This window comes from Microbacterium esteraromaticum, from assembly GCF_028747645.1.
Taxonomy (GTDB): Bacteria; Actinomycetota; Actinomycetes; order Actinomycetales; family Microbacteriaceae; genus Microbacterium; species Microbacterium esteraromaticum_C.
The window spans coordinates 1,514,088-1,532,836 of sequence record NZ_CP118100.1 but is presented as its reverse complement, the minus strand read 5'-3'; the positions used below and the strand labels follow the sequence as shown (position 1 = coordinate 1,532,836).

28 protein-coding genes and 2 pseudogenes are annotated in these 18,749 nt (G+C 67.2%); 1 reads left to right on the top strand and 29 read right to left on the bottom strand.

Annotation, left to right across the window (positions count from 1 at the left end):
* Positions 1-9: 9 nt before the first annotated feature.
* From PTQ19_RS07105 to PTQ19_RS06975, 29 genes and pseudogenes are all read right to left on the bottom strand, one after another.
* Positions 10-1,689 (bottom strand): terminase large subunit, encoded by a 1,680-nt coding sequence (locus PTQ19_RS07105; RefSeq protein ID WP_274368950.1) that lies wholly within the window; start codon positions 1,687-1,689, stop codon positions 10-12.
* Positions 1,690-1,705: 16 nt separating this feature from the next.
* Complete coding sequence (locus PTQ19_RS07100; RefSeq protein ID WP_274368949.1) at positions 1,706-2,086, bottom strand: terminase small subunit; 381 nt, start codon at positions 2,084-2,086, stop codon at positions 1,706-1,708.
* A gap of 191 nt (positions 2,087-2,277) precedes the next feature.
* Positions 2,278-2,826, bottom strand: a complete 549-nt coding sequence (locus PTQ19_RS15375; RefSeq protein ID WP_425313196.1) for an HNH endonuclease — start codon at positions 2,824-2,826, stop codon at positions 2,278-2,280.
* Positions 2,827-2,831: 5 nt separating this feature from the next.
* A complete protein-coding gene (locus PTQ19_RS07095; protein WP_274368948.1) occupies positions 2,832-3,152 on the bottom strand; it encodes an HNH endonuclease in 321 nt (106 codons plus the stop codon).
* 748 nt (positions 3,153-3,900) lie between these two features.
* Complete coding sequence (locus PTQ19_RS07090; protein ID WP_274368947.1) at positions 3,901-4,215, bottom strand: hypothetical protein; 315 nt, start codon at positions 4,213-4,215, stop codon at positions 3,901-3,903.
* The gene (locus PTQ19_RS07085) at positions 4,212-4,358 is read right to left on the bottom strand and encodes a hypothetical protein (protein WP_274368946.1); all 147 of its coding nucleotides are present in this window, start codon (positions 4,356-4,358) and stop codon (positions 4,212-4,214) included. Before PTQ19_RS07085 ends, PTQ19_RS07090 begins: the two co-directional genes overlap by 4 nt.
* Entirely contained in the window at positions 4,355-4,732 is a 378-nt protein-coding gene (locus PTQ19_RS07080; RefSeq protein WP_274368945.1) for a hypothetical protein, read from the bottom strand. Before PTQ19_RS07080 ends, PTQ19_RS07085 begins: the two co-directional genes overlap by 4 nt.
* Positions 4,725-5,582 (bottom strand): hypothetical protein, encoded by an 858-nt coding sequence (locus tag PTQ19_RS07075; protein WP_274368944.1) that lies wholly within the window; start codon positions 5,580-5,582, stop codon positions 4,725-4,727. Before PTQ19_RS07075 ends, PTQ19_RS07080 begins: the two co-directional genes overlap by 8 nt.
* Positions 5,575-5,877 (bottom strand): hypothetical protein, encoded by a 303-nt coding sequence (locus PTQ19_RS07070; protein ID WP_274368943.1) that lies wholly within the window; start codon positions 5,875-5,877, stop codon positions 5,575-5,577. Before PTQ19_RS07070 ends, PTQ19_RS07075 begins: the two co-directional genes overlap by 8 nt.
* A complete protein-coding gene (locus PTQ19_RS07065; protein WP_274368942.1) occupies positions 5,861-6,334 on the bottom strand; it encodes a single-stranded DNA-binding protein in 474 nt (157 codons plus the stop codon). The genes PTQ19_RS07070 and PTQ19_RS07065 overlap by 17 nt, the downstream gene beginning before the upstream one ends.
* Positions 6,335-6,490: 156 nt before the next feature.
* Entirely contained in the window at positions 6,491-7,159 is a 669-nt protein-coding gene (locus tag PTQ19_RS07060) for a hypothetical protein (protein WP_274368941.1), read from the bottom strand.
* 333 nt (positions 7,160-7,492) lie between these two features.
* Positions 7,493-7,678 (bottom strand): hypothetical protein, encoded by a 186-nt coding sequence (locus PTQ19_RS07055; RefSeq protein WP_274368940.1) that lies wholly within the window; start codon positions 7,676-7,678, stop codon positions 7,493-7,495.
* Positions 7,675-8,040 (bottom strand): VVA0879 family protein, encoded by a 366-nt coding sequence (locus PTQ19_RS07050; protein ID WP_274368939.1) that lies wholly within the window; start codon positions 8,038-8,040, stop codon positions 7,675-7,677. Before PTQ19_RS07050 ends, PTQ19_RS07055 begins: the two co-directional genes overlap by 4 nt.
* A complete protein-coding gene (locus tag PTQ19_RS07045; protein WP_274368938.1) occupies positions 8,037-8,465 on the bottom strand; it encodes a hypothetical protein in 429 nt (142 codons plus the stop codon). Before PTQ19_RS07045 ends, PTQ19_RS07050 begins: the two co-directional genes overlap by 4 nt.
* Complete coding sequence (locus tag PTQ19_RS07040) at positions 8,462-9,163, bottom strand: hypothetical protein (protein WP_274368937.1); 702 nt, start codon at positions 9,161-9,163, stop codon at positions 8,462-8,464. Before PTQ19_RS07040 ends, PTQ19_RS07045 begins: the two co-directional genes overlap by 4 nt.
* 174 nt (positions 9,164-9,337) lie before the next feature.
* A pseudogene (locus PTQ19_RS15370) lies at positions 9,338-9,880 on the bottom strand (DNA cytosine methyltransferase); the annotation flags it as partial.
* A gap of 27 nt (positions 9,881-9,907) precedes the next feature.
* Positions 9,908-10,135: an endonuclease domain-containing protein gene (locus PTQ19_RS07035; RefSeq protein ID WP_274368936.1), complete on the bottom strand. Its 228-nt coding sequence runs from the start codon at positions 10,133-10,135 to the stop codon at positions 9,908-9,910.
* A 325-nt stretch (positions 10,136-10,460) separates the two neighbouring features.
* Positions 10,461-13,097 carry a DNA methyltransferase gene (locus tag PTQ19_RS07030; RefSeq protein ID WP_274368935.1) on the bottom strand — a complete coding sequence of 879 codons (2,637 nt, stop codon included), beginning with the start codon at positions 13,095-13,097 and terminating at the stop codon, positions 10,461-10,463.
* A complete protein-coding gene (locus PTQ19_RS07025; RefSeq protein ID WP_274368934.1) occupies positions 13,094-13,555 on the bottom strand; it encodes a hypothetical protein in 462 nt (153 codons plus the stop codon). Before PTQ19_RS07025 ends, PTQ19_RS07030 begins: the two co-directional genes overlap by 4 nt.
* A complete protein-coding gene (locus PTQ19_RS07020) occupies positions 13,552-14,322 on the bottom strand; it encodes a hypothetical protein (protein ID WP_274368933.1) in 771 nt (256 codons plus the stop codon). Before PTQ19_RS07020 ends, PTQ19_RS07025 begins: the two co-directional genes overlap by 4 nt.
* Positions 14,319-15,287 (bottom strand): YqaJ viral recombinase family protein, encoded by a 969-nt coding sequence (locus PTQ19_RS07015; protein ID WP_274368932.1) that lies wholly within the window; start codon positions 15,285-15,287, stop codon positions 14,319-14,321. Before PTQ19_RS07015 ends, PTQ19_RS07020 begins: the two co-directional genes overlap by 4 nt.
* Positions 15,284-15,427 (bottom strand): hypothetical protein, encoded by a 144-nt coding sequence (locus PTQ19_RS07010; protein ID WP_206549721.1) that lies wholly within the window; start codon positions 15,425-15,427, stop codon positions 15,284-15,286. Before PTQ19_RS07010 ends, PTQ19_RS07015 begins: the two co-directional genes overlap by 4 nt.
* Positions 15,424-15,780, bottom strand: a complete 357-nt coding sequence (locus PTQ19_RS07005; RefSeq protein ID WP_206549720.1) for a DUF6085 family protein — start codon at positions 15,778-15,780, stop codon at positions 15,424-15,426. Before PTQ19_RS07005 ends, PTQ19_RS07010 begins: the two co-directional genes overlap by 4 nt.
* A gap of 5 nt (positions 15,781-15,785) precedes the next feature.
* Positions 15,786-16,034: pseudogene (locus PTQ19_RS07000) on the bottom strand (DNA translocase FtsK); the annotation flags it as partial.
* A gap of 389 nt (positions 16,035-16,423) precedes the next feature.
* A complete protein-coding gene (locus PTQ19_RS06995; protein WP_274368931.1) occupies positions 16,424-16,903 on the bottom strand; it encodes an HNH endonuclease signature motif containing protein in 480 nt (159 codons plus the stop codon).
* Positions 16,900-17,091, bottom strand: a complete 192-nt coding sequence (locus PTQ19_RS06990; RefSeq protein WP_274368930.1) for a hypothetical protein — start codon at positions 17,089-17,091, stop codon at positions 16,900-16,902. Before PTQ19_RS06990 ends, PTQ19_RS06995 begins: the two co-directional genes overlap by 4 nt.
* A complete protein-coding gene (locus PTQ19_RS06985) occupies positions 17,091-17,333 on the bottom strand; it encodes a hypothetical protein (protein WP_274368929.1) in 243 nt (80 codons plus the stop codon). The genes PTQ19_RS06990 and PTQ19_RS06985 overlap by 1 nt, the downstream gene beginning before the upstream one ends.
* Positions 17,334-17,397: 64 nt before the next feature.
* The gene (locus tag PTQ19_RS06980) at positions 17,398-18,141 is read right to left on the bottom strand and encodes a phage antirepressor KilAC domain-containing protein (protein WP_274368928.1); all 744 of its coding nucleotides are present in this window, start codon (positions 18,139-18,141) and stop codon (positions 17,398-17,400) included.
* The gene (locus tag PTQ19_RS06975; RefSeq protein WP_274368927.1) at positions 18,138-18,335 is read right to left on the bottom strand and encodes a helix-turn-helix domain-containing protein; all 198 of its coding nucleotides are present in this window, start codon (positions 18,333-18,335) and stop codon (positions 18,138-18,140) included. Before PTQ19_RS06975 ends, PTQ19_RS06980 begins: the two co-directional genes overlap by 4 nt.
* A gap of 88 nt (positions 18,336-18,423) precedes the next feature.
* Here PTQ19_RS06975 and PTQ19_RS06970 point away from each other — a divergent pair, with 88 nt between their 5' ends.
* The gene (locus PTQ19_RS06970; RefSeq protein WP_274368926.1) at positions 18,424-18,702 is read left to right on the top strand and encodes a helix-turn-helix domain-containing protein; all 279 of its coding nucleotides are present in this window, start codon (positions 18,424-18,426) and stop codon (positions 18,700-18,702) included.
* Positions 18,703-18,749 lie beyond the last annotated feature (47 nt).

The following is an 18,749-nucleotide window of genomic DNA, read 5'->3' as shown; positions in this document are numbered from 1 at the left end:
GGCCTCCTCTCAGAATGCGACGCGGGCGATGTTCTGCTCAGACGGCGCCGCGTCAGCACGCGCGACAGCCGCCGCAGGCGGTGGCTTCACCGGCTCCGGGTCAGGCTCGGGTTCGAGCACTTCCAGCGCGTAGAGCGCGAGCGTCATCGCGCACACACCGGAGATATCCACGGGAAGTGACTTCTCTCGCGACCAGCCGATGTTCTCGGCGTACGACCGAACGACGGCGCCCTCGATGGCCTTGTCGACGTCAGGCTGCTCGATCAGCACGATGTCGCCGTCGCGCACCCGGTCACTGATCCGCCCGGTTGCGAGCGCGAACGCCGACCAGTCGACGGCGTGCACGATGAACTTCTCCATCCGCCCATCGACGTCGAACTCGGCATCCTGCAACGGCTTGAGGAAGTCCAACGCGGGGACACCCTTGGACTGCAGCGCAACCTCGCGGTGTCCGGACTGCTGCGCCAGCTCGATCAGGAACGGAATCACCCATGCCCAGCCGGGGCGCTTCACCCGGATCGTGACGAACGGCTTCCCGCTCTCGGTGAAGACCGCCGCGGCCAGCCAGTTGCGTTTCCTGTCGTGGCTCGTGTCGATCGACCAGACCGTCCGTGCGCCCTTCGGGATCATCGCCAGCACGTCCGCCGGCGTCATGTGCCGGGACTTCCACGTTGCCGTGTCGATGTAGTTGTCGACCGTCGCGGTCACCCACTGGCCGAGAACCTCGATCCGTTCGACGTTCTTCTCCGGCGCCTCAGCGGCCGCGCGCATCAGCCCGGCGATCGTCATGCCCGGCAGGTACCCGGCCGACGGATTCGCCTGCGCGAACGCCCGCGGGTCATCCAGCGGCGCATCCTGCTCCGCCGACCACTCCGCGACAAACCACTGCGTCTCGGGATCATCGACACCGGCATGCGCCGTCTCCCGCACACCCTTGAGCACCTTCGACCGCTTCGTGCCGGCGTTCGAGAACGCCACGAGCAGCGAGTCGTACATCGCGTTCGCGGACTTCTCGATCGCCGACCAGCCCTCATAGTCGTACTGCTCGCGCAGCTCGTCGAGGATCAGCCGAGCCGACGACTGGCCACGCGCACCATCGAAGGTTCGAGGCAGGTAGGCCGCGCCGTTGTGCGTGCGCAGCTCGGTCTCACCGTTCGTCGTCCGCGGCGGGTATGTGATCTCCTGCAGGTCAGGCACTCGATCGATCGCGATTCCGACCTTGAGGTCGTCCGGCGCGCCCCACCGGCGCACCTGCTTCCACGGCTTCATCGCGATGTCGAGCTTCTGCGCCGCGCCGACCACGATGAAGTTCTGCTCGGGAAGCTGCTGAGGCCAACGACCCGCATCGACGTACAACCAGTACGCGGCGAGCACCGCGGCCATCAACGTCTTGCCGTTCTGCCGGCCAACTATGACCAGCGCCTTCCGGAACCGCAGCAGCCCGAACGCGTCGAGCTCCAGCATCCGAATCAGAAGCGCCCGCTCCCACGGGAACAACACCACGTTCAGCACGTCATGGGCGAAGTCGATCACCTCGAACCCACGCGACGTCTCCGGGGTCAGCTCACACAGCGGCGTCGTGACGATCCTCGGTTCAGTGAACCCGTACTGCGGAACACCGTCAGCCGGCACCACCGCGCCCACCGCCGCCCGATACGCGGGACCCAGGAGAGACTTCGCACGCGCCATGCCTCACCCCTCCGAGCTACCCCGACGCGGCCTTCTTCCGAAACGCGAGAACCTTGTTCGACGACGGCGCAGGAACCGACCCAGCCGCCGGAGGGCGCGACGCCGGGCGACCACGAGTCGCGGCAGGCTCCTCGTCCTCGGGCATCAAGCCGAGCGCATCCAGGTACTTCAAGAAGCTCGCGATCGACACGTTGTCGTTCGCCGGCACGGCAGGCCGACCCTTCGACTGCGCGGCATCATCAAGCGCCCACTCGACGATCACATCCCACGCGTCGATCTTCCGAGCAAGCGCCCTCGCAGCAGCGATCGCCGCCGAATGCCGGGCACGCAGATGCTTCGAGTTCTTGATCGACCGCTCCAGCGCCTCGACCACACCCTGCTGCTCGAACTGCGTCACCACACACCTCCTCGCGCGCGCGACCCCCAGGTCGCCGAATTAGCGGGGACGGAGCGACACTCCCCCGGGCGGTGTCCAGCCCCCCGCCCGTTTCCTGGATTTTGGAAGGGGGTGGGGGTGATTGGGCGCGGGCGGCAGCGGATCGCAAGCACTGGGGATGCCGTCGGGCTCGACGCCGCCGCCCACGCTGGTCAGCTCTGTGAGGGAACGTACTCGTCCACTGCGGACTGTCGTCGGGCGTTGCACCCTCGGTGTGCCAGGCGCAGGTTCTTTGGGTCATCGGAGCCGCCACGGGAGCGGGGCGTGATGTGGTCGAGGGTGGGCGCTGTCGGCGCGTGCGTGTCGGCAGTCATGTCGACGGGGTCACCACACAACTGGCATCGCCATCCGTCGCGGTCGTAGATGAACAGGCGCCATCCGCGGCTTATGTACCAGTCGTGCTCGGGTGCGGTCCCCACCGCGTTCCGGTAGCACTCTCGCGAGCAGTATGATCGCGCCTTCCGCGATTTGAACTCGGTCCCGCATGTGCGGCAAACGCATGCAATCGTCCCTGGTTGCGACTGACCGCCAGCTGCGCGCCTCCGCGCGTACTGTTCGCGCTTTCGTCGATTCGCCTCAGTGCGACAATGCTCGCAGCGGCATCCGCCCTTGTTGTACCTGCTCGCGCTCCCATGTGGCGAGTTCGCCCACGCGCCCTCGGAATAGCGGCGGGCGCTACGCTCGGCTTCCGTCTCAGGCATCGCGCTCACCACCATTCAGGCATCGGTTCCCCGAGTCCGTTCTCGTTCGCATCACCCTTGCCGCGCGATTGGTTGCACGAGGCGTGCGAGTGACGCCAGTTGTCTGGGTCGTCCTGCAGCTCGGGGTGCGTGGACACTGGGAAGTAGTGATCGAGGTTGTGCGAGTCCGATGTCGTGTTGGCGGGCATCTCGTAGTCGATACGCGTCCGGCACAGCCAGCAGTTAGCGAGTTCGCGTGTGTCCGGGTCGGCATCGAGCCGCTTGCCCTCTTCGAAGAACTCGGTCCTGTCGCGGTGCGCCACGCTCCCGCGCTTGCGCTTGCTCACGGTTCCCGCCGCCGGTCACCCTCACACCGACCGCAATAGATGCGATCGAACACCTGAGTGACACCGTGCACGCTCAGCCGGTAGCCGTGAGCCCGGCGCAGCGCATCGAACAAGCAAGCCGGGCACTCACCGGCGACCGGCTCCGTGAGAACGTGAACGAGGATGGTGACCGTCTTCGGCATCGTCACTCTCCGCTCTCGACAGGGACACCGTTCACCCACCTACGGAAACGCGGGCGGCTATCCGGGTGAGTAGGCGGCGGGACGCGAGTCAGCAGCCAACCCATCAGCGGCCAGCCGAGGATATGCATCAGCACCATCACGGTCGCGCCGAGCACGACGCCGGCGGCAAGTCTCACGACATATCCCGGTTCGATCGGAACAGCCGCCCGTTCGCACGGTCATCGGCTTCGAGGATGTCCTGATCTCCGCAGTCCTCAGCCACAAGCTCTGACGGCCACTCCTGACCACACTCCCGGCATCGGAACATGACCGCCTCCGCTCTGAGGCTCCCCCACCAACGACGAAAGCCCCGCCGGTAGCGGCGAGGCTTTGGCCCAGTTCAGGTGCGATGCAATCGTACCAAGAACTAGCGACACGTTTCCAGCAGGTCAGCCCGGCGTGTCCCCGGAACCAACCTCGCGGTCTGTGCCGATGCGCACGACCGCGCACGTCGGCGTGTGTGTCGGCTCGGGCGCATCACACGTCGGGCAGTGGGTGTCGTACCAGTCCGGCTCGTAGCTCATCGTTCAGTCCTCGCTTTCGGGGTCTGTGAGCCCGAAGCACGGCGCCTGCGCGATCAGCTCGACAAGCTCCCAATCAGCCAGGCCGACCATGTTGTCGATGCCCTGCTGGTTGATCGCCACCCGTAGGAACTCCAACGCGGCATTGACCTGTTCGCTCGGCTCCGTCTCGCGTTCGGCTTCCCACTCGGCGCGCTTCTCCGCGGTGTACTCGGCAAGCCAGCGATCGAACTCGGCGTATGCCTGCTCCCGGCGCGCTTCGATGAAGATCGCCCCGAATGCAGCACGAACCTCACGGGTCGTTGGCGTGTAGTCGCTCACTGGATCGCCTTCCGTCCGTTCTCCGCGAGCACGCGCGCAGCCGCACGGCGCTCAGCCCGGTTGTACTTCTCCGGGTTGGCGAGCACCTGCTTGGGGTCGTATCCGACGTGCCCGCGCATTCGGCGCATCAGGTCATCGTTCATCGGATCTCGTCCTGGTTGGTTGTGAACGCGGCCTTGAGAGCGGCGCGCATCGCGGTGAAGGTGATCCCGTCGTCACGATGCTCGGTCGCATCGATCGCGGCGCACAAAGCGGCCTCCACCTGCGCGTCGGTCGGTTCGGCCTGTACGGGGCGACGGAGCGCCATCTGATCCCACTCGCCCCAGCGCCAGGACGGCAGCCACCCGAAGCCCTGCCCGCCGTCTGCGACCGGTGTCTTGCGTTCGAGAATGTCGGCGAGGTGCCGGGCCGTCCGGACCTCCTGCTCGATCTGCGGGAAGGTGTCCGTCACATACTCCTGGCGCGCGTCGGCCAGCCACCGTAGTTCTGCGACGATGCGCGCCCGCTCGTCAGTCATCGGTCGCACCTTTCTCGAGCGACCTCGGCCGCCCAACCTTCGTCTTCATCTCGTCACGCACCCGCGCCAGATCCGACAACCGGAACATCGCCGTACGCACACCCGCGATCGTCACCGTCCGCACCGGCGCGACCAGGTTCTTCTGCCGCCACCGCTGCAACGTCCGAGCCGTCCCCGCGACCTCTTCCGCCTGCAGGCGGGTCAGCAACGGATCCGACAGCTCAGCGACCGGCCTCGGCGCATCCGAGACCGGGTCGAGCAAGTCGTCCGGGTCAGCCCACTCGGGCTCGTCCTTCGTCCGACGCTCCGCACCCCACTTCGCCCGCGCATCCGCGAACGACCAGAACTCACGGATCCCATCGACAAGCTCGTGCCGATCCATGAACCCGACGCCGAGGTCCTCCACATGCTGGTGATCGTTCAACAGCCGGTCGACCGCACCGGCCAGCGTGTCCGGGTGCGTGAACGCCTGCCAGGCACCCCACGTCGTGACCAGATCATCGAGCGCATCTAACAGCTCGGCATCGACCGGCGCCGGCGGCTCCACCGCACCGCCCCGACCCGACGGCTGCTGATCCAACGGGGTCGCCCGCATCGGATCAGCCAACGACCGCAACCGGCCGATCAGATCCGGCGCGTCATACAGCAGACCCCGCAGGCGGCCGTAGCAGCCATCACAGATCAACACCTGGTCACGGGCCGGACGCTCCGCACACCCCGTGCACTTCTCCGGCGCGTTCGGCAACGCCTCGACCGTCGACACCAGGCCATCCTCGATGCCGAACCAAGCGCACGTCGCATAGTGGACGCCGCGCTGCTTGCACCCGCGGATGCACACCCGATCAGACATAGCGCGCCCCCTCAACGACTCGACGGACCGTGCGCATGCCGCCACGGCAGCCGACGGCGAGCACCGAGAGCGTGGCGTGCTCACCGGCCAGGAGCCTCGTCGCGAGCTCACGCTGCCACGGCATCAGATCCACCCCAATACTCCGGGCGAACGCATCCACCCGCTCCGCGGCCGTCCGCTCAACAGGCTCCGTGCACACGCACTCGGCATCGATGTCAGGATCACGGGACACCATGAAGAACCCGTGCCCCTGACAGATACGGCAGTCCGGCTTCGGCTCAGAACGGCGTGTCATCACCGAACGCTCCCCACTGCTCCCCGGCGGACGGCTCCGGCCACGGCTGCTCTGCCGGCTGCGCCGCCGGCCCCTTCTGCGCGTCAGCCGACCGGGCAGCACGAGTGACCTGCGCCGTCGCGTACCGCAGACTCGGGCCGATCTCATCGACCTCCAGCTCGACCGCCGTGCGGTTGTTGCCGTCGCGGTCCTGATACGACCGCTGACGGAGACGCCCCTGAGCGACCACCCGCATGCCCTTCGTGAGCGATCCGGCGACGTGCTCGGCGAACTCCCGCCAGCACGACGCACGCAGGAACAGCGCGTCACCGTCCTTCCACTCGTTCGCCTGCCTGTCGAACGAGCGCGGGGTCGACGCGATGGTGAAGTTCGCCACCGGCAAGCCGTTCTGCGTGTACCGAAGCTCGGGGTCAGCGGTGAGGTTGCCCACCACTGTGATGATCGTTTCGCCGGCCATTACGCTGTCCTCCTCTGGGCAGTCACGAACGCCTCGCGCCTCACCCGTTGTGCTGTCTCTCGTGGTGTCTCATCCGCCTCAGCCAGCAGCCGAAGCCTGAACCTGTGGTCCTTCTCGAACCGCAGAACCGTCATCTCGATGAAGTCCGCCAGGCCGTCAGAAGACCCCGTCATCCCACTCCTCCTCGCGTGTGCTCTGCTGCTCGTGCTTGGTGACCTGCTCGCCGTAGCGGGCTTCCTGGACCCAACGGTCGTGACGTCGGCGGGCGGTGCCGCAGGGGCCGCAGTCTGCGAACCTGCCGTGGGGGTGCTCCGGGCAACCGATAGGCGGAGCATCCAACAGCAGGGGTCGTGCCGGCGGCTGGGTCGTGCGCTCGTGCTCGTCCGCCCACGCCGCCCACTGCCCAGCCCGCGCCGCCTGCTCGGCCCGCACCCGCTCCCCCGCCCGCTCGCGCGCTCCCCCCACAGCCGCGAACGTTCGCGAAGGTTCGCGATCCGGCGGCGTCGGGCAGTTCGACCAGGCGAGCCGGGCGTCGACCTTCAACGGTCGCCGCAGCTGTAGCCACTCCGTCCCGTCGGCGCGGTAGAAGTCCAGGAACCCGGCCTCGTCGAGCATCAGCAGGTGGTCGAGCACCATGTCGGTCGCTGCTTCGCCCGGGTAGATCGCCGCTGCGATCAGCTCCGGCACCACCTCGCGGCGCCCCAGCCCGTCCGTGTGCAGCCACAGGCCGATCGCTGTCGGCTTCGCGATCATCGGTGCCCGCAGGTACCCCGGGAACTGCAGATCCGTCGCGCTGATCTTCCGTTGCACGTTCTTCGTTGACACCTTGCTCGTTCCCTCTCGCGAATCCCTCGAAACACAGGTCGACGGCGAGCTGCAGGTGGTGCTCACCTACCTGGAAGCACTCCGTCCACCCGCGGCCCATGAACAGCAGGTCTCGCGCCTCGTCGTCGTTGCGGAACGCCTGCGGGAACCATGCGCGCAGAGTGCGCAGCGCCTCGGCCTCCCACGTCCAGTCGGTGCCGCGGGCGAGGACGACGATGCGGCCGCCGGAGCGGACCATCATCTGCACGCGGTGGAAGCGCCACGCGCGGCCCACCTTCAACACGCCCTGCTCGGGCCAGTAGACGACGTACGTCATCGCATAGGTCGGCATGCTCATGCGTCCTCCAAGTCGATCTCGTGCACGGTGAACCGCTCACGGCGGCCGACGGATGCCGTGGACTCACGCTGTGCCTGCGCGACGCTCTCCGCCTCGCCCTCGGTCCAGAACATCTCGCCACCGTCGGCGACCCGAGGCTGACCGGATGCCTGGTTCCACTCGACGACGATCCAGCGCTTCATGCGACCGCCGCCTCGATCGGTGCGATCGCGAAGCTCGGCACCTCGCGACCGTCGGGCATGACCACGAACTCGGGCCCCTGGAAGAGGCCGAAAGCCGCCCAGTCACATCCACGGCCGTCGTAGCGCCCCGTCGGCTGATCGCGTTTGAGCGCACCGAGAACACGGCCGATGCAGATCTGGCCAAGGTGCCGCATCGGGTGGTCATCACTGCCCGTCGCGGCGAGAGCGTCCCGGAAATCCTGAAGACTCGCGACGTCACTGCACGCCGGGCAGATGAACGCCCAGTCTTTCTGCTCGTCGCCGAACCGTGCACGCAGCTCGTCGACGAGCTCCTCCTGTGTGCGCTTGACGGTCTCGTTCATCGTGTTCCCCTTCCGTCGGCGCCGAACAATGCGTGCGCACGCCACCTCATCCACTCGTCGCCATACACGGCGCACCCCATCTCCATCGCCACGGCCGCCGAGATCCGCACACGGCGAGTCCCCTCGAGGCGGTACCAGGCCAGCTCGGCAGGGAAGAACACCGGCACCCGTTCGGGTGAGCGCACCCACCGGCGCACCTTCCACCCATGAGCGAGCGCCGCATCCTGCAGGTCTGCCTCACACCGCTGGTTGCAGGACGCGCACAAGGTGAGCCCGTCCACCGGCGGCGGGAGGATCTTCGACCCACCCATCCCGACCGCGCGGCGATGCTGGAACGTCAGCGGATCCGTCGCACAGCACATCACACAGCGGTACCCGTCGCGCACGTACACGTCCTGACGTGTTTGCTTCGTCGGAGCGCTCATGCCGCCACCTCGTGTTCGATCGGTGGCACCCCGGGCCGGCCAAGCATCTCCCGCAACGCGGCAGCTGCCTGCTGAGGCACGACACCATTCCCGCACGCCTTCAACTGCTCAGCGCGGGTCAGACCGATGTCCGGGTTGGTGACGTGACCGGCAGGCCAGCCCATCATCCACTCGGTGAGTTCGGGGTTCAGGCGGGGCTTCCCGCCCTTCCCGTCGAACCTGACCGGTGCAGGTGCGGGGCGCCCGATGATGGCTTCCCAGCGTCGGATCGCTGCGGCGTACGGCCCCCAATCGGTGACGTCACCGACGACCTGCCCTTGAGCGCGCTCGTCGTCCACGCGCTCCGCGCCGAGGCCGTACATCGTTTCCGTTGCGGAGCCGCCACGCGATGCGCGCGGCGTAGGGAACAGATGCGGGACAGTGCCTGAGAGCGTCGCACCACCCGATCCGTATGCCTGATTCGGCCCGCCCTTCTCGCCCTCCGAGGCTGTTGGCGTCGGAAGGAGTCTGCCTTCTGCTGCATCTACGGCCAGACCGGGCAACAGGCGCTCGTCACCTCTCGCACCGCCACGCTGGGCATTGCCACCCGTCGCGTTACCCACAGTCGGCGTCGGCAACAGCGACATCACCTGGTTGCCGAGCCCGACGATGTTCCCCGCCTTGTGCGAGTTCGACCCGGTGTTCGGTGCTTCGGGCACCGTGTCAGGCGTCGAGAGCAATCTCAGGCCGGCGGCTTCAGGTGCCCGGTCATGGCGAGGATCTGCCCCGTCAACCGGAGCGTCTGCCCGCGCTCCCTCGCTACGTCCGGATGCAACGGCCCCCCGCCGTCCTCGTCCGCTACCGGCGTCCTGAGTAGTGCGCTCTCTCGGCCAGGCGAGGATGAAGATCCGGAACCGTCCATGCGGTGCGCCGATGTCGGACGCTCGAATGCCTGTCCATTCCGCATCGAACCCGAGGTCGGCCAAGTCTCCGAGTACAGCTCCAAGTGCCCGCAGAACATGCCCTGGGTTGTCTCCCACACAGAGCGGGCAGGGTTCCATGTCGCCGTTGCTTGCGTCTGCACTGAGCAGCCCCCTCACGTTCTCGATGACCACCCAGTCGGGGCGGTCTTCCTCGATTGATCTGGCGAACTCCGACCACAGGCCGGATCGTGTACCGCCGGACATGCCTCGCCGGCGTCCCGCGAGGGACACGTCCTGGCACGGGAAGCCACCCTTACGAACCTGCGTGTGTTCGACGGTGCGGAAGTCGACCTTCGTGACGTCCCCGAAGTTCGGGACATCCGGGTGATGATGCGCCAGCACCTTGGACGGGGCGGCGTCGAACTCACAGAACCATGCCGGCGACGTCCCGAACACTTCATCGACGGCCATGCCGAGGCCACCAGCCCCAGCGAACAGCTCGCCCGACCTCATCGCGCACCCCCGAGGGTGCGCGATGATCTACTCGAGGATGAGAAGCCCCGGCGGATTCTCGACGTAGTCGGCCGCGAGCCTGAGCAGCTGCGGGTTGTCGCGGAACATTCCGATCGCCTGGTTGCACCTCTGGCAGAGCACACCGCGCCATGCGCCGGTCGCGTGGTCGTGGTCGAGAGCGAGCAACTTGACGACGCCGTTGCGCATCGCGCGCTCCGGCTGCTTGCAGATGTCGCAGAACTGGCGAGTGACCATCGTCCGGCGGATATCTTCGGCCTCGTCGTGCTTCGCACGGCGAGTGACAGCCCGGCACGACTTGCACTCTGTGTGCCAGCCGCGTTCACGGCCGCTCTTACGGGCACCAGTCTCGTCTGTGAGCTTGACCCCGCACGTGCCGCAGTGCGTCCGCCGCAATCGTCGTTCTTCTGCCATGACTCATCCTCTCGCGAAGCACCGACATTCCCCGGGGGGTTCACCCCGGCTTCGATGAGGCCGCTGCTCGATCCGCCAGCACCGCAGAAGAGGTCCGTGACGGTGAGGCCGTTCCATGCGACCTCGGGATGCTGATAGCCGACGCCGTTCACGCCGCGCTCCCTTCGATGTCGAGGAGGTCGAACAGCGTGGGTGCGTTCGCCTCGTTGTCGTGGCGGGTGAGGTAGACGACCGAGTCGGCCGTGCTCACCGGGTTGAGTTCGGATCCGAATCCGCGGCGGCCCTGGCGGACTGCTTCGAGGACGGTGGAGCCGAGGCCGCTGAACGGGTCGCCGACGAGTTCTCCAGGGTTGGAGAACATCGTGATGATGCGGCGGGGAATTTCGAGCGGGAACGGGCAGATGTGCGCTTCGACCTCACGCTTGCGCTGCTCGCTGTTGAGCGTGTCGATGCGCAGCACGTCCGTCCACACGTCGGCGCGCCAAGAGCCGGGCACCAGCGACGCGAACGTGCCCGGTAGCGCGTTGCGCGCGGCGAGGCTGTCAGCGAGCGCGACGTGCGCGTCATAGTCGTACACGGTGCGCTCGGACTGCGCGGTGAACAGCTTCGCCCGCACACCCACCTCCAGCTGCGCGAGCTCGTCAACGCTCAGCAGCCGGTCGCCGCCGGTGCGCCACTCCGCGGCGGCGTCGATCTGCCACCGACCCACGGAGTAGTCGGCCTTGTCCTTCGTCACGGGCAGGTCGGCGTACCCGCGGGTGCGGTTGCTCTGCGGCTTGTGGAACAGCAACACGTACTCCGGGGAGCCGACGCCCATCTTCGAGTGGTCCTTCGCCATCTCCGAGTACGACAGCCGGTAGGTCTGGTTGTTCTCGCGGACGACGTCGGTGGTGACGGTGATCATCCCGAAGTAGTCGAAACCGTGGCCGGTGTAGTGCGCGATCGCTTCGGCGTGCATCGTGTCGAACGTGTAGACGCCCTTCCCGGTGACCGACCCGTACAGGGGGAAGTCCTTGACGTGGATCGCGAGGATCCGGCCCGGCATCAGCGCCCGGTACAGCGACGGGGTCAGGTAGTCCATCTGCCACCAGAACTGGGCGTTGTCGTCGACGTGGCCGAAGTCGGCGTAGTTCGCCGAGTACTCGTACTTCCCGCCGAACGGGATCGACGTGACGATCAGGCCCATCGACTCGGCGGCGACGTGATCGCGCCACTCGATCACCGAATCGTTGAGGACGATCTGCCAGTCCTGCCCCTGCCATGTCTCCCGGTCGATGCCCATCGCGCGGGCAAGCTCGGCCGACACAGCCGTCGCATTCAGACCGAACTCGCGGAGGATGTCGCTCATCGTGTCGGTGAGCGCATCATCTTCCTGCCACTTCGTCAGCAGGTTGTCGCGGACGTCGGTCTCGGACTCGCCGTACAGCAGGTGCACGGTGCAGGCGTTGGTCTGGCCGAACCGGTGGATGCGGTGGATCGCCTGGACGGTCTGCTCGTACTTGTGCGTGACGCCGACGAACACGGCCGTCGAGCACTGCTGCAGGTTCAGGCCACGGCCGAGCATCATCGGCTTCCCGATCAGCGCGTACGTCTCACCGGCCAGCCACGCGCGCAGCTGCTCTTCGACCTCTTCATCGGACTGCGCACCACGGATCGATGAGAACGACAGGCCGAGGTCGCGCAGGCCAGCCTCGAGTGCGTCCTGCTCGTCGTTCAGGTCACACCAAAGGATGACCTGCCCGCGCTCGTCGGGGTCAGCCCAGTGCGCAGCAATGATCCGCATTGCCTTCGCCACGCGCGCGGCGAGCGTGTGGCGCTTCTCGCGCGCGGACTCCACGGCCGACTTCGCGCCGGCGCGGACGAGGATGCCCTGCCCGTCCTTCTCGACCTGGTCGGACAGCAACTCGACCTCGACCTCTTCCCACACCACGTCCAGCGGTGGGAGGTCGTACCCGTCATCGGAGTAGCCGAGATCAGAGGGCCGTTGGATGAAGCACGCCCACGTATTCAGCCACAGCATGAACTCGCGGCGCTTGTGCGGGTGGATCTTGAGGTTCCCCGCCTTCGAGGAATCCCGCTTGAAGAACCGGGTCAGGGCCTGACCGGTGTCCATGATCCCGAGGAACCCGGCGTAGTGGATGAGCTCCTTGTGCCGGTTCGGTGCCGGCGTGGCGGTCGCGACGAACCGGTACGGCACCGCGTCGAACAGCGGCAGGAACCGCTGGTACGTCTCCGAACCGAACGAGCGCAGCACGGCTGCCTCGTCGAGCGATGCTGCGATGAACTTCGACAGGTCGAGCTTCCCGTCGCGCACCGACTCGTAGTTCGTGACGTACAGGCCCGACCATGCCGGGTCGACGTCGGCGGTCGACCGGACGAACCGCACCTCCGTGTCGAGCAGGTCGCGGCCGTCGGCGATGATGTCGAAGCGCACACCGAGAGGCGCGACGATCAGGCCGCGGCGCGTCTCGACGCCGAACGCGTCACGGGGGCCGCCGAGCGCGGGCCCGTGCTGCACGATCAGCCGCAGGATCTCCAACTGCATGACCGACTTACCCAGCCCGTAGCGGGCGAAGATCGCACGCCGACCGCCCTTGACCGCCCACTTCACGATGTCCGCCTGGTGCGGCTTGAAGTGCTCGTGGCCGGGGCGCATGATCGGCGACAGCCACTCGTCACGCACGTCGAACCCGAAAGTGCGGTCGAACGCCACCTTCTCACGCAGGAAGTCGTCGTACGCGAGCGTGCCGTCGTTGCCCGTGTTCAGAGTCAGTAGAGCGCTCATCGGTGCTCTCCTCTGAAGTTGGCGTTCAGCGACCGGAGAATGCCGACGTCCTCGAAGAGCGCATCCTTCTTGTCCTTCGCGAACTGCAGCAACAACCATGCATCGTCGCGGGCCTCTTGCGCTTTCAGCACCCGGTCGTCGGTGGCGCGTGCGAGGTCGCGGCGCTCCGTCATCGGCATCCGCGGGTACTCCGACAGCAGGTCGCGGGCGCCCTTGGCGACAGCGATCGTCAGGTCACGGTCGGCGGTCGCGAGCGCTGTCCGGTACTCGTTGAGCACACGCGGTGCGCGGGCGACCATGGCGCGCGCGCGGATCAGCGCCCCGGCGCACTGGATGGGCGTCGGGAACATGGCGAGCAGCTCGTCTTCGGACAGCGCCGCGAGGTTGAGCGGGACCAGCTCGACGCCCGGATCCTCGTCGACCTCGTCGACCTCGCCGGTGATCGGGTCGACGTTCATCGCTTCCCGCCTTTCTTGCGTGCGGCCTTGCGGCGCGCGGCCCGATTCATCGGCGGGAGGTAGTCGCGCGGTGCGCCCGGCTTCGGCGCGGGCGAATCGGTCACCTCGTCGGCCGCGACGACGGGGACGTCGGCTGCATCCGCGATCGCCGGTTCTTCCCAAGCGCTCTCGACGTCCGCCCACTTCTTCTCGATCTCGCGGCGGCGCGCGCGGAGTGACCGCCACAGTTCGGTACCGGGGCCGTCAGCGGTGAAGATTCGGACGGCGCGGCCGTCCTTCTCGATCGCATCGAGCATCTCGGCGGACTCCGCTGCTGCGATCTCGGCAGCCCAGTCCCGCGGGGCGGGCGCGGCGGCCTCCGCGTTCTCGACGTGCTGTGCGGTCGGTGTTGCCCGGTCGTCACCCTCGTCCTCGATGACGATGTTGCTGAGCAGGTCGCGGAACGTCTGCCGGAAGCCGACCATCCGCGCCGTGCGGCCGAAGTGTCGCGTCGGCGAGCGGTCCCACATGCCGGACCATTCCTCGGACGCCGCGGGATACTGCTCGTCCCATCGGATCGTGACCTCAGTCGGGATGCGGACGTCCTTGCGGTACACGCTCACGCGCGAGTACTCCGGGTGCGGGTGCTCTTCGGACGGCGCCCATGCGGTCGTCCACTCCTGGCCGTCGTTCGAGAACTCGACCGGGCCCGTGCCATCCCACTGACCGGATGCGTGCACGATGTGCTCGACCTCGCCGATCTGCTTGACCTCTACCAGCTCGCTCACTTCCCGACCTCCTGGAATCGCAGCGACTCGCGCCGTGTGATCTTCGGATACATGCGCTTCGCCGTGTCCTCGCGCGCTGCGATGCGCTCACGCATCCGCCGTACCGACCCGTACACCGCAGGGTTGTCCTCTTCCCATGCGTCCTCGTCGATCGCCGTCGACTCGGAGACGCCGAGCTGGTACCCGCCGTGCTCGCCCATCGCGACGGCGCCGAAGCGCTCAGCGTGCGGGATGCTCGTCCGGATCGCCTTCTTGAGCGCCGCGGCGGCCTCCTTCTCGTCGGCCGCGACGCTGTCGAGCTTCGACTTGAGCGGTGCCCACGCATCGAGCGCGGCCTGGACATCCGAGGGGAGCTCGTCGACGTCGGGGCAGCCGGCGTCGCGCCACGCGAGGAACAGATCGGCGCGGTAGATCAGGTAGGCGATCATCTCGTCGTCGCGGGGCACGTCGATCCAGGTCGCGCCGTCGGCCGGGGGCATGTCGTCCTCGTCGCGGATCTCGTACCCGTACAGGCCGGAGACGGCGCCGAGCACGTGCATCTGCCACTGCAGCTGCGCGAGGTGATCGGCGGGAATGCCCTTGTCCTCGTACCCGTGCTCGTGGGACTTCACCTCGACGGCGACGATCGTGCCGTCGCTGTTGCGGCCGATGCCGTCGGGCGTCGCGCGGTGCAGGTCGTTGGCGGCGGACGCCCACAGTGCCGCGTTCGGGGTGACGGTGTGCAGCTGGTCGGCGGCCTCATCGAGCATCGCGGCCTCACGGGCCGAACCGGCCTTGGTGGCCTTCGTCCCGCGGAACGTCGAGCCGTTCATCATCTGCTCAAGCTCGCGGCGCCATGTCTTGATGCCGCCGCGGGCGATCGCCCATGCGCGGGAAGCGGTGACGCCTTCGCCGCGTTCGAGCATCCACACGGTGCGCGGGGCGTCCTCGGGGACCACGATGCGGGCAGTGATCTGCGGGGTCATGATGCCAGCCCCAGCATCTGCTCGAACTCGGTGCGCTCGGCGTCGTCGGTGGCGCGGCGAGCGACCAGTCGGCGTGCGGCGTCCTGGTCCTCTTCGGGCACCGGGAGGGTGGACTTCATCACGTACGCGCGGCCTCTCATGCGAACTCCTTGAGCGGGATCAGGTCGAAATCGGTGGGGTCGTCGTTCATCAAGACGCGGTAGCGGCCCTTCTCCAACGGCTCCCCCGCGGCGATGCGCGCGTGGATGGAGCAGTCGAAGAGGTCGCCGGTGAGGCGTTCGATGAGCGGGTGCTGCAGGGTGAAGGTCTCGCCGTCGGCCTGCACGATGTGGTGGTGCCCGCCGGTCATGTCGATCAGCACGGCGATCGCGACGGCGGCGGAGTCGGCGGCGACGGTGGTGCGCTCGCGCGGGGCGAGGTACTTCCGATTCGCGTCGAGGTTCTTCCGGATGCCCTCGGCGACGAGAGCCTCGATGACGTCGAGCTTGCTCACGATGCCGCCTCCGCGTTGCGCATCCGCACGAGCACATCGAAGAGCTCCTGCTGGGTGACGAGCACGTCGCGCGCCTTCGTCCCCTCGGCTTCGCCGACGACGCCGTGACCTTCGAGGCGGTCCATCAGGTGCATCGCTTTGGCCAGCCCGATTCGGAGCTTGCGCTGCAGCATTGATGTCGAGGCGAACTGGCTCGTCACGACGAGCTCGGCCGCCTGGACCAGCAATTCGATGTCGTCACGCGTGCCCGTGTCGCCTCCGGCGTCCGCGGCTGGCTCTGGCTCGCTCGACGTCGTCTGGAACGTGTACCCCTCGTCTCGCATCTTCCGCAGGGTGTCGCCGAGGGGGTCGCCGAGGCCGAAGTCGAACTCGAGGGTGCCGTCACCGGTGCGCTCGGCGCGGATGCGGGACATGATCTCGGAGACGACGTCGCGGTCCTCGGGGTCCTGGATCGGTTCGATGAACAGCACACCGGCCACGGGAGTGACCTCTCCGCCGGCGGTGTAGTCGATCTGCTTCTTCGCGGTATCGATCACCATCACGACCAGGTGGCGGCGCTCCGGGTGCTGGACCAGCTGCGCATGCAGCCGCTCCATGCCGTTCGCGTCATAGTCCTTAGGCAGTGCGGCGGACAGCTTGACAGTCATGATGCGCTCCGATCAGCAAGGTTGTTCGTGAATACCTCGTTGCGCTTCGCGACCACGGCGCGCTCAGCGTCCTTGATGTCGGTAAAGAGCCCGAGGTGAATGTCGACGCCGGCTTTCCGTACTCGTGCTCTCCACATCCCACTCGGCTCGTGGAAGGTGACGCCGCGAATGCCGGAACGGCTACGAGCGGGCACGTTCTGCGCGTTCTGATCCGGCGTGACGGCCTGCAGGTGGTCGGGGTTTACGCACAAGCGGGTGTGGCATTTGTGGTCGATGACGAACCCCGAGGGGATCGGCCCGTGGGCATCCTCGTAAGCGATGCGGTGCGGCCCCGTGAGCTTGCCCTTCACCCGCATGACGCCGTACCCGGTCGAGCCACGCGCTCCGGTCCAGAGCCAGCAGTCTCCCGATCGATCAGTGTGGGCAGCGAGCCGTTTGGCGAGTGACCCGAACACGACGATCCGTTTCACGGTCATGACTGATCCCTTCCGGGGTAGGTGAATGCGGCGATGAAGAGCGCCAGGGCGATGAAGACGCCGAGGTCGGCGCCGTTGAAGACGGGGTTCGCGGCGGGGATGCCGCAGATCGCGGCGACGACGAGCGCGGCGGCGATGAACATGGCCCGCCACGGGGCGAGCGGTGCGGTCTTAGCGGGGCGGCGCATCAGACCATCTCCGGGAGCGCAGCGATGAGCTCATCGGTGACGCGGACGTGACGCAGTGCCGGCATCGGGGAGAACGGCGGGGTGACCTCGACCGGTTCGATCGCGAAGACCTGCCCGTCGAACTCGTCGGCGACCTCGGCGGCTTCGGTGACGTCGTCGAGGAGGCGGCGCTTCCCGGCGAGCGTCGCGCGGCCGTCGCGCGTTTCGACCACCAGGGCCGTAGGATTTTCGTTGAGGGCCATGTGCTTGGCCTTTCTCTTTGGTGGGGCGTCCGGTGCAACGGGCGCCCTGCTTTCGTCTGTGGGGTCAGTGGGTGAGTGCGAGCACGCCGAGGCGCACCCGGAGGCGCTCGACGCCGCGGGCGGTGATCCGCACCTGCGGTGGTGAAGGGACGAGCACGCCGTCGGCGTCACGGTGCGGTGGCTGTGCCCGCTCGGTGAGGTAGCCCGCATCGACTGCTGAGGCGTACGGGCGCCAGCGGCGTTTCTCGCCGCGGTAGATCCAGCGGATCTCGGCGAGCTTCGCGAACAGGCGATCGCGGCCGGTCTGGATGCCGGCGCGGTTCAGTAGCGCTGCGGCGTCCGCGACGGCGTAGTCGGTGCCGGCGTCGGCGAACTCGTCCCATGCCTCGGCGCGCGGGGTCAGCGCTTCGATCTGCTGGTGTGCCTCGCTGATCGCGGTGTTCGCCTCGATCACGGCACGGGCGAGCAGCTGCTCGCGCGTCTCCGGGACGGCGTACGAACCGGTCCGGCGGATGCTCGGCACGACCTCGTGCGTGATCCACCGTCGGAACGCGACAGCCTCCGGCTTGTCGGAACGAATGACGACCTCATACATCCCCGCTTCGGAGACGATGTTCGTCATCTGGGAGCGCCCGGTGCTGTCGGCGATGGGGTGATTCCGAATCACGTCACCATCGAGCCGGTCGGTCCGGAACTGGGTCAGTCCGAGCACGCGGGTCAGGTCCCCCAGCACGAACCACGGGTCGCCGTCCACAACCACTACCCGAACGCGCGTGCCCTCGTAGGTGAAGACATCGAGGGCGGTCATGCGACACCCCGAATCGCGGCGATCGCATCCGCCTTGTACCGGCGGTGCCCGCTCGGAAGGACAATCGCTTCAACGTCTCCGCGAAGCGCCATCCGCTGTAGGGTGCGGGTTGTGACGTGGAGGCGACGCGCAGCTTCACCGGGGGTGAGCAAGGTTTCTTCCTCGGGAAGAAGTTCCTTATCTGTCGTCGTCATGACTGGGACGGTATCAGACAAATAAGCAACTTTCGCAAGTTCGACACATCAACTTGCGAAAGTGTCCGATTTGTCCGATACTGGGAACATGGAAACAGCGAAGAAGACCCGGAAGACTCCGAGCCTCGCTATCGACAGCGAGATCGGGCAGCGTGCTCACATGCTCATCTGGAGCGAGCGGCGCAAGCAGGGCGACGTCGCGGCGCAGATCGGTATGAGCTCCGGCTCGCTGGGCCTCAAGCTGAAGGGTCAGCGAGGCTGGGCAATCGCCGAGCTCGTCTCTCTTGCCGAAGCCCTCAACACGACAGTCGCCTACCTCGTGGGCGAGACCGATCAGAACGGCCCGAACCTGCCGCCTTCAGATTAGAAGGCTGCTGCTCTATCCACTGAGCTAAGGAGGCGTGTACGTCTACG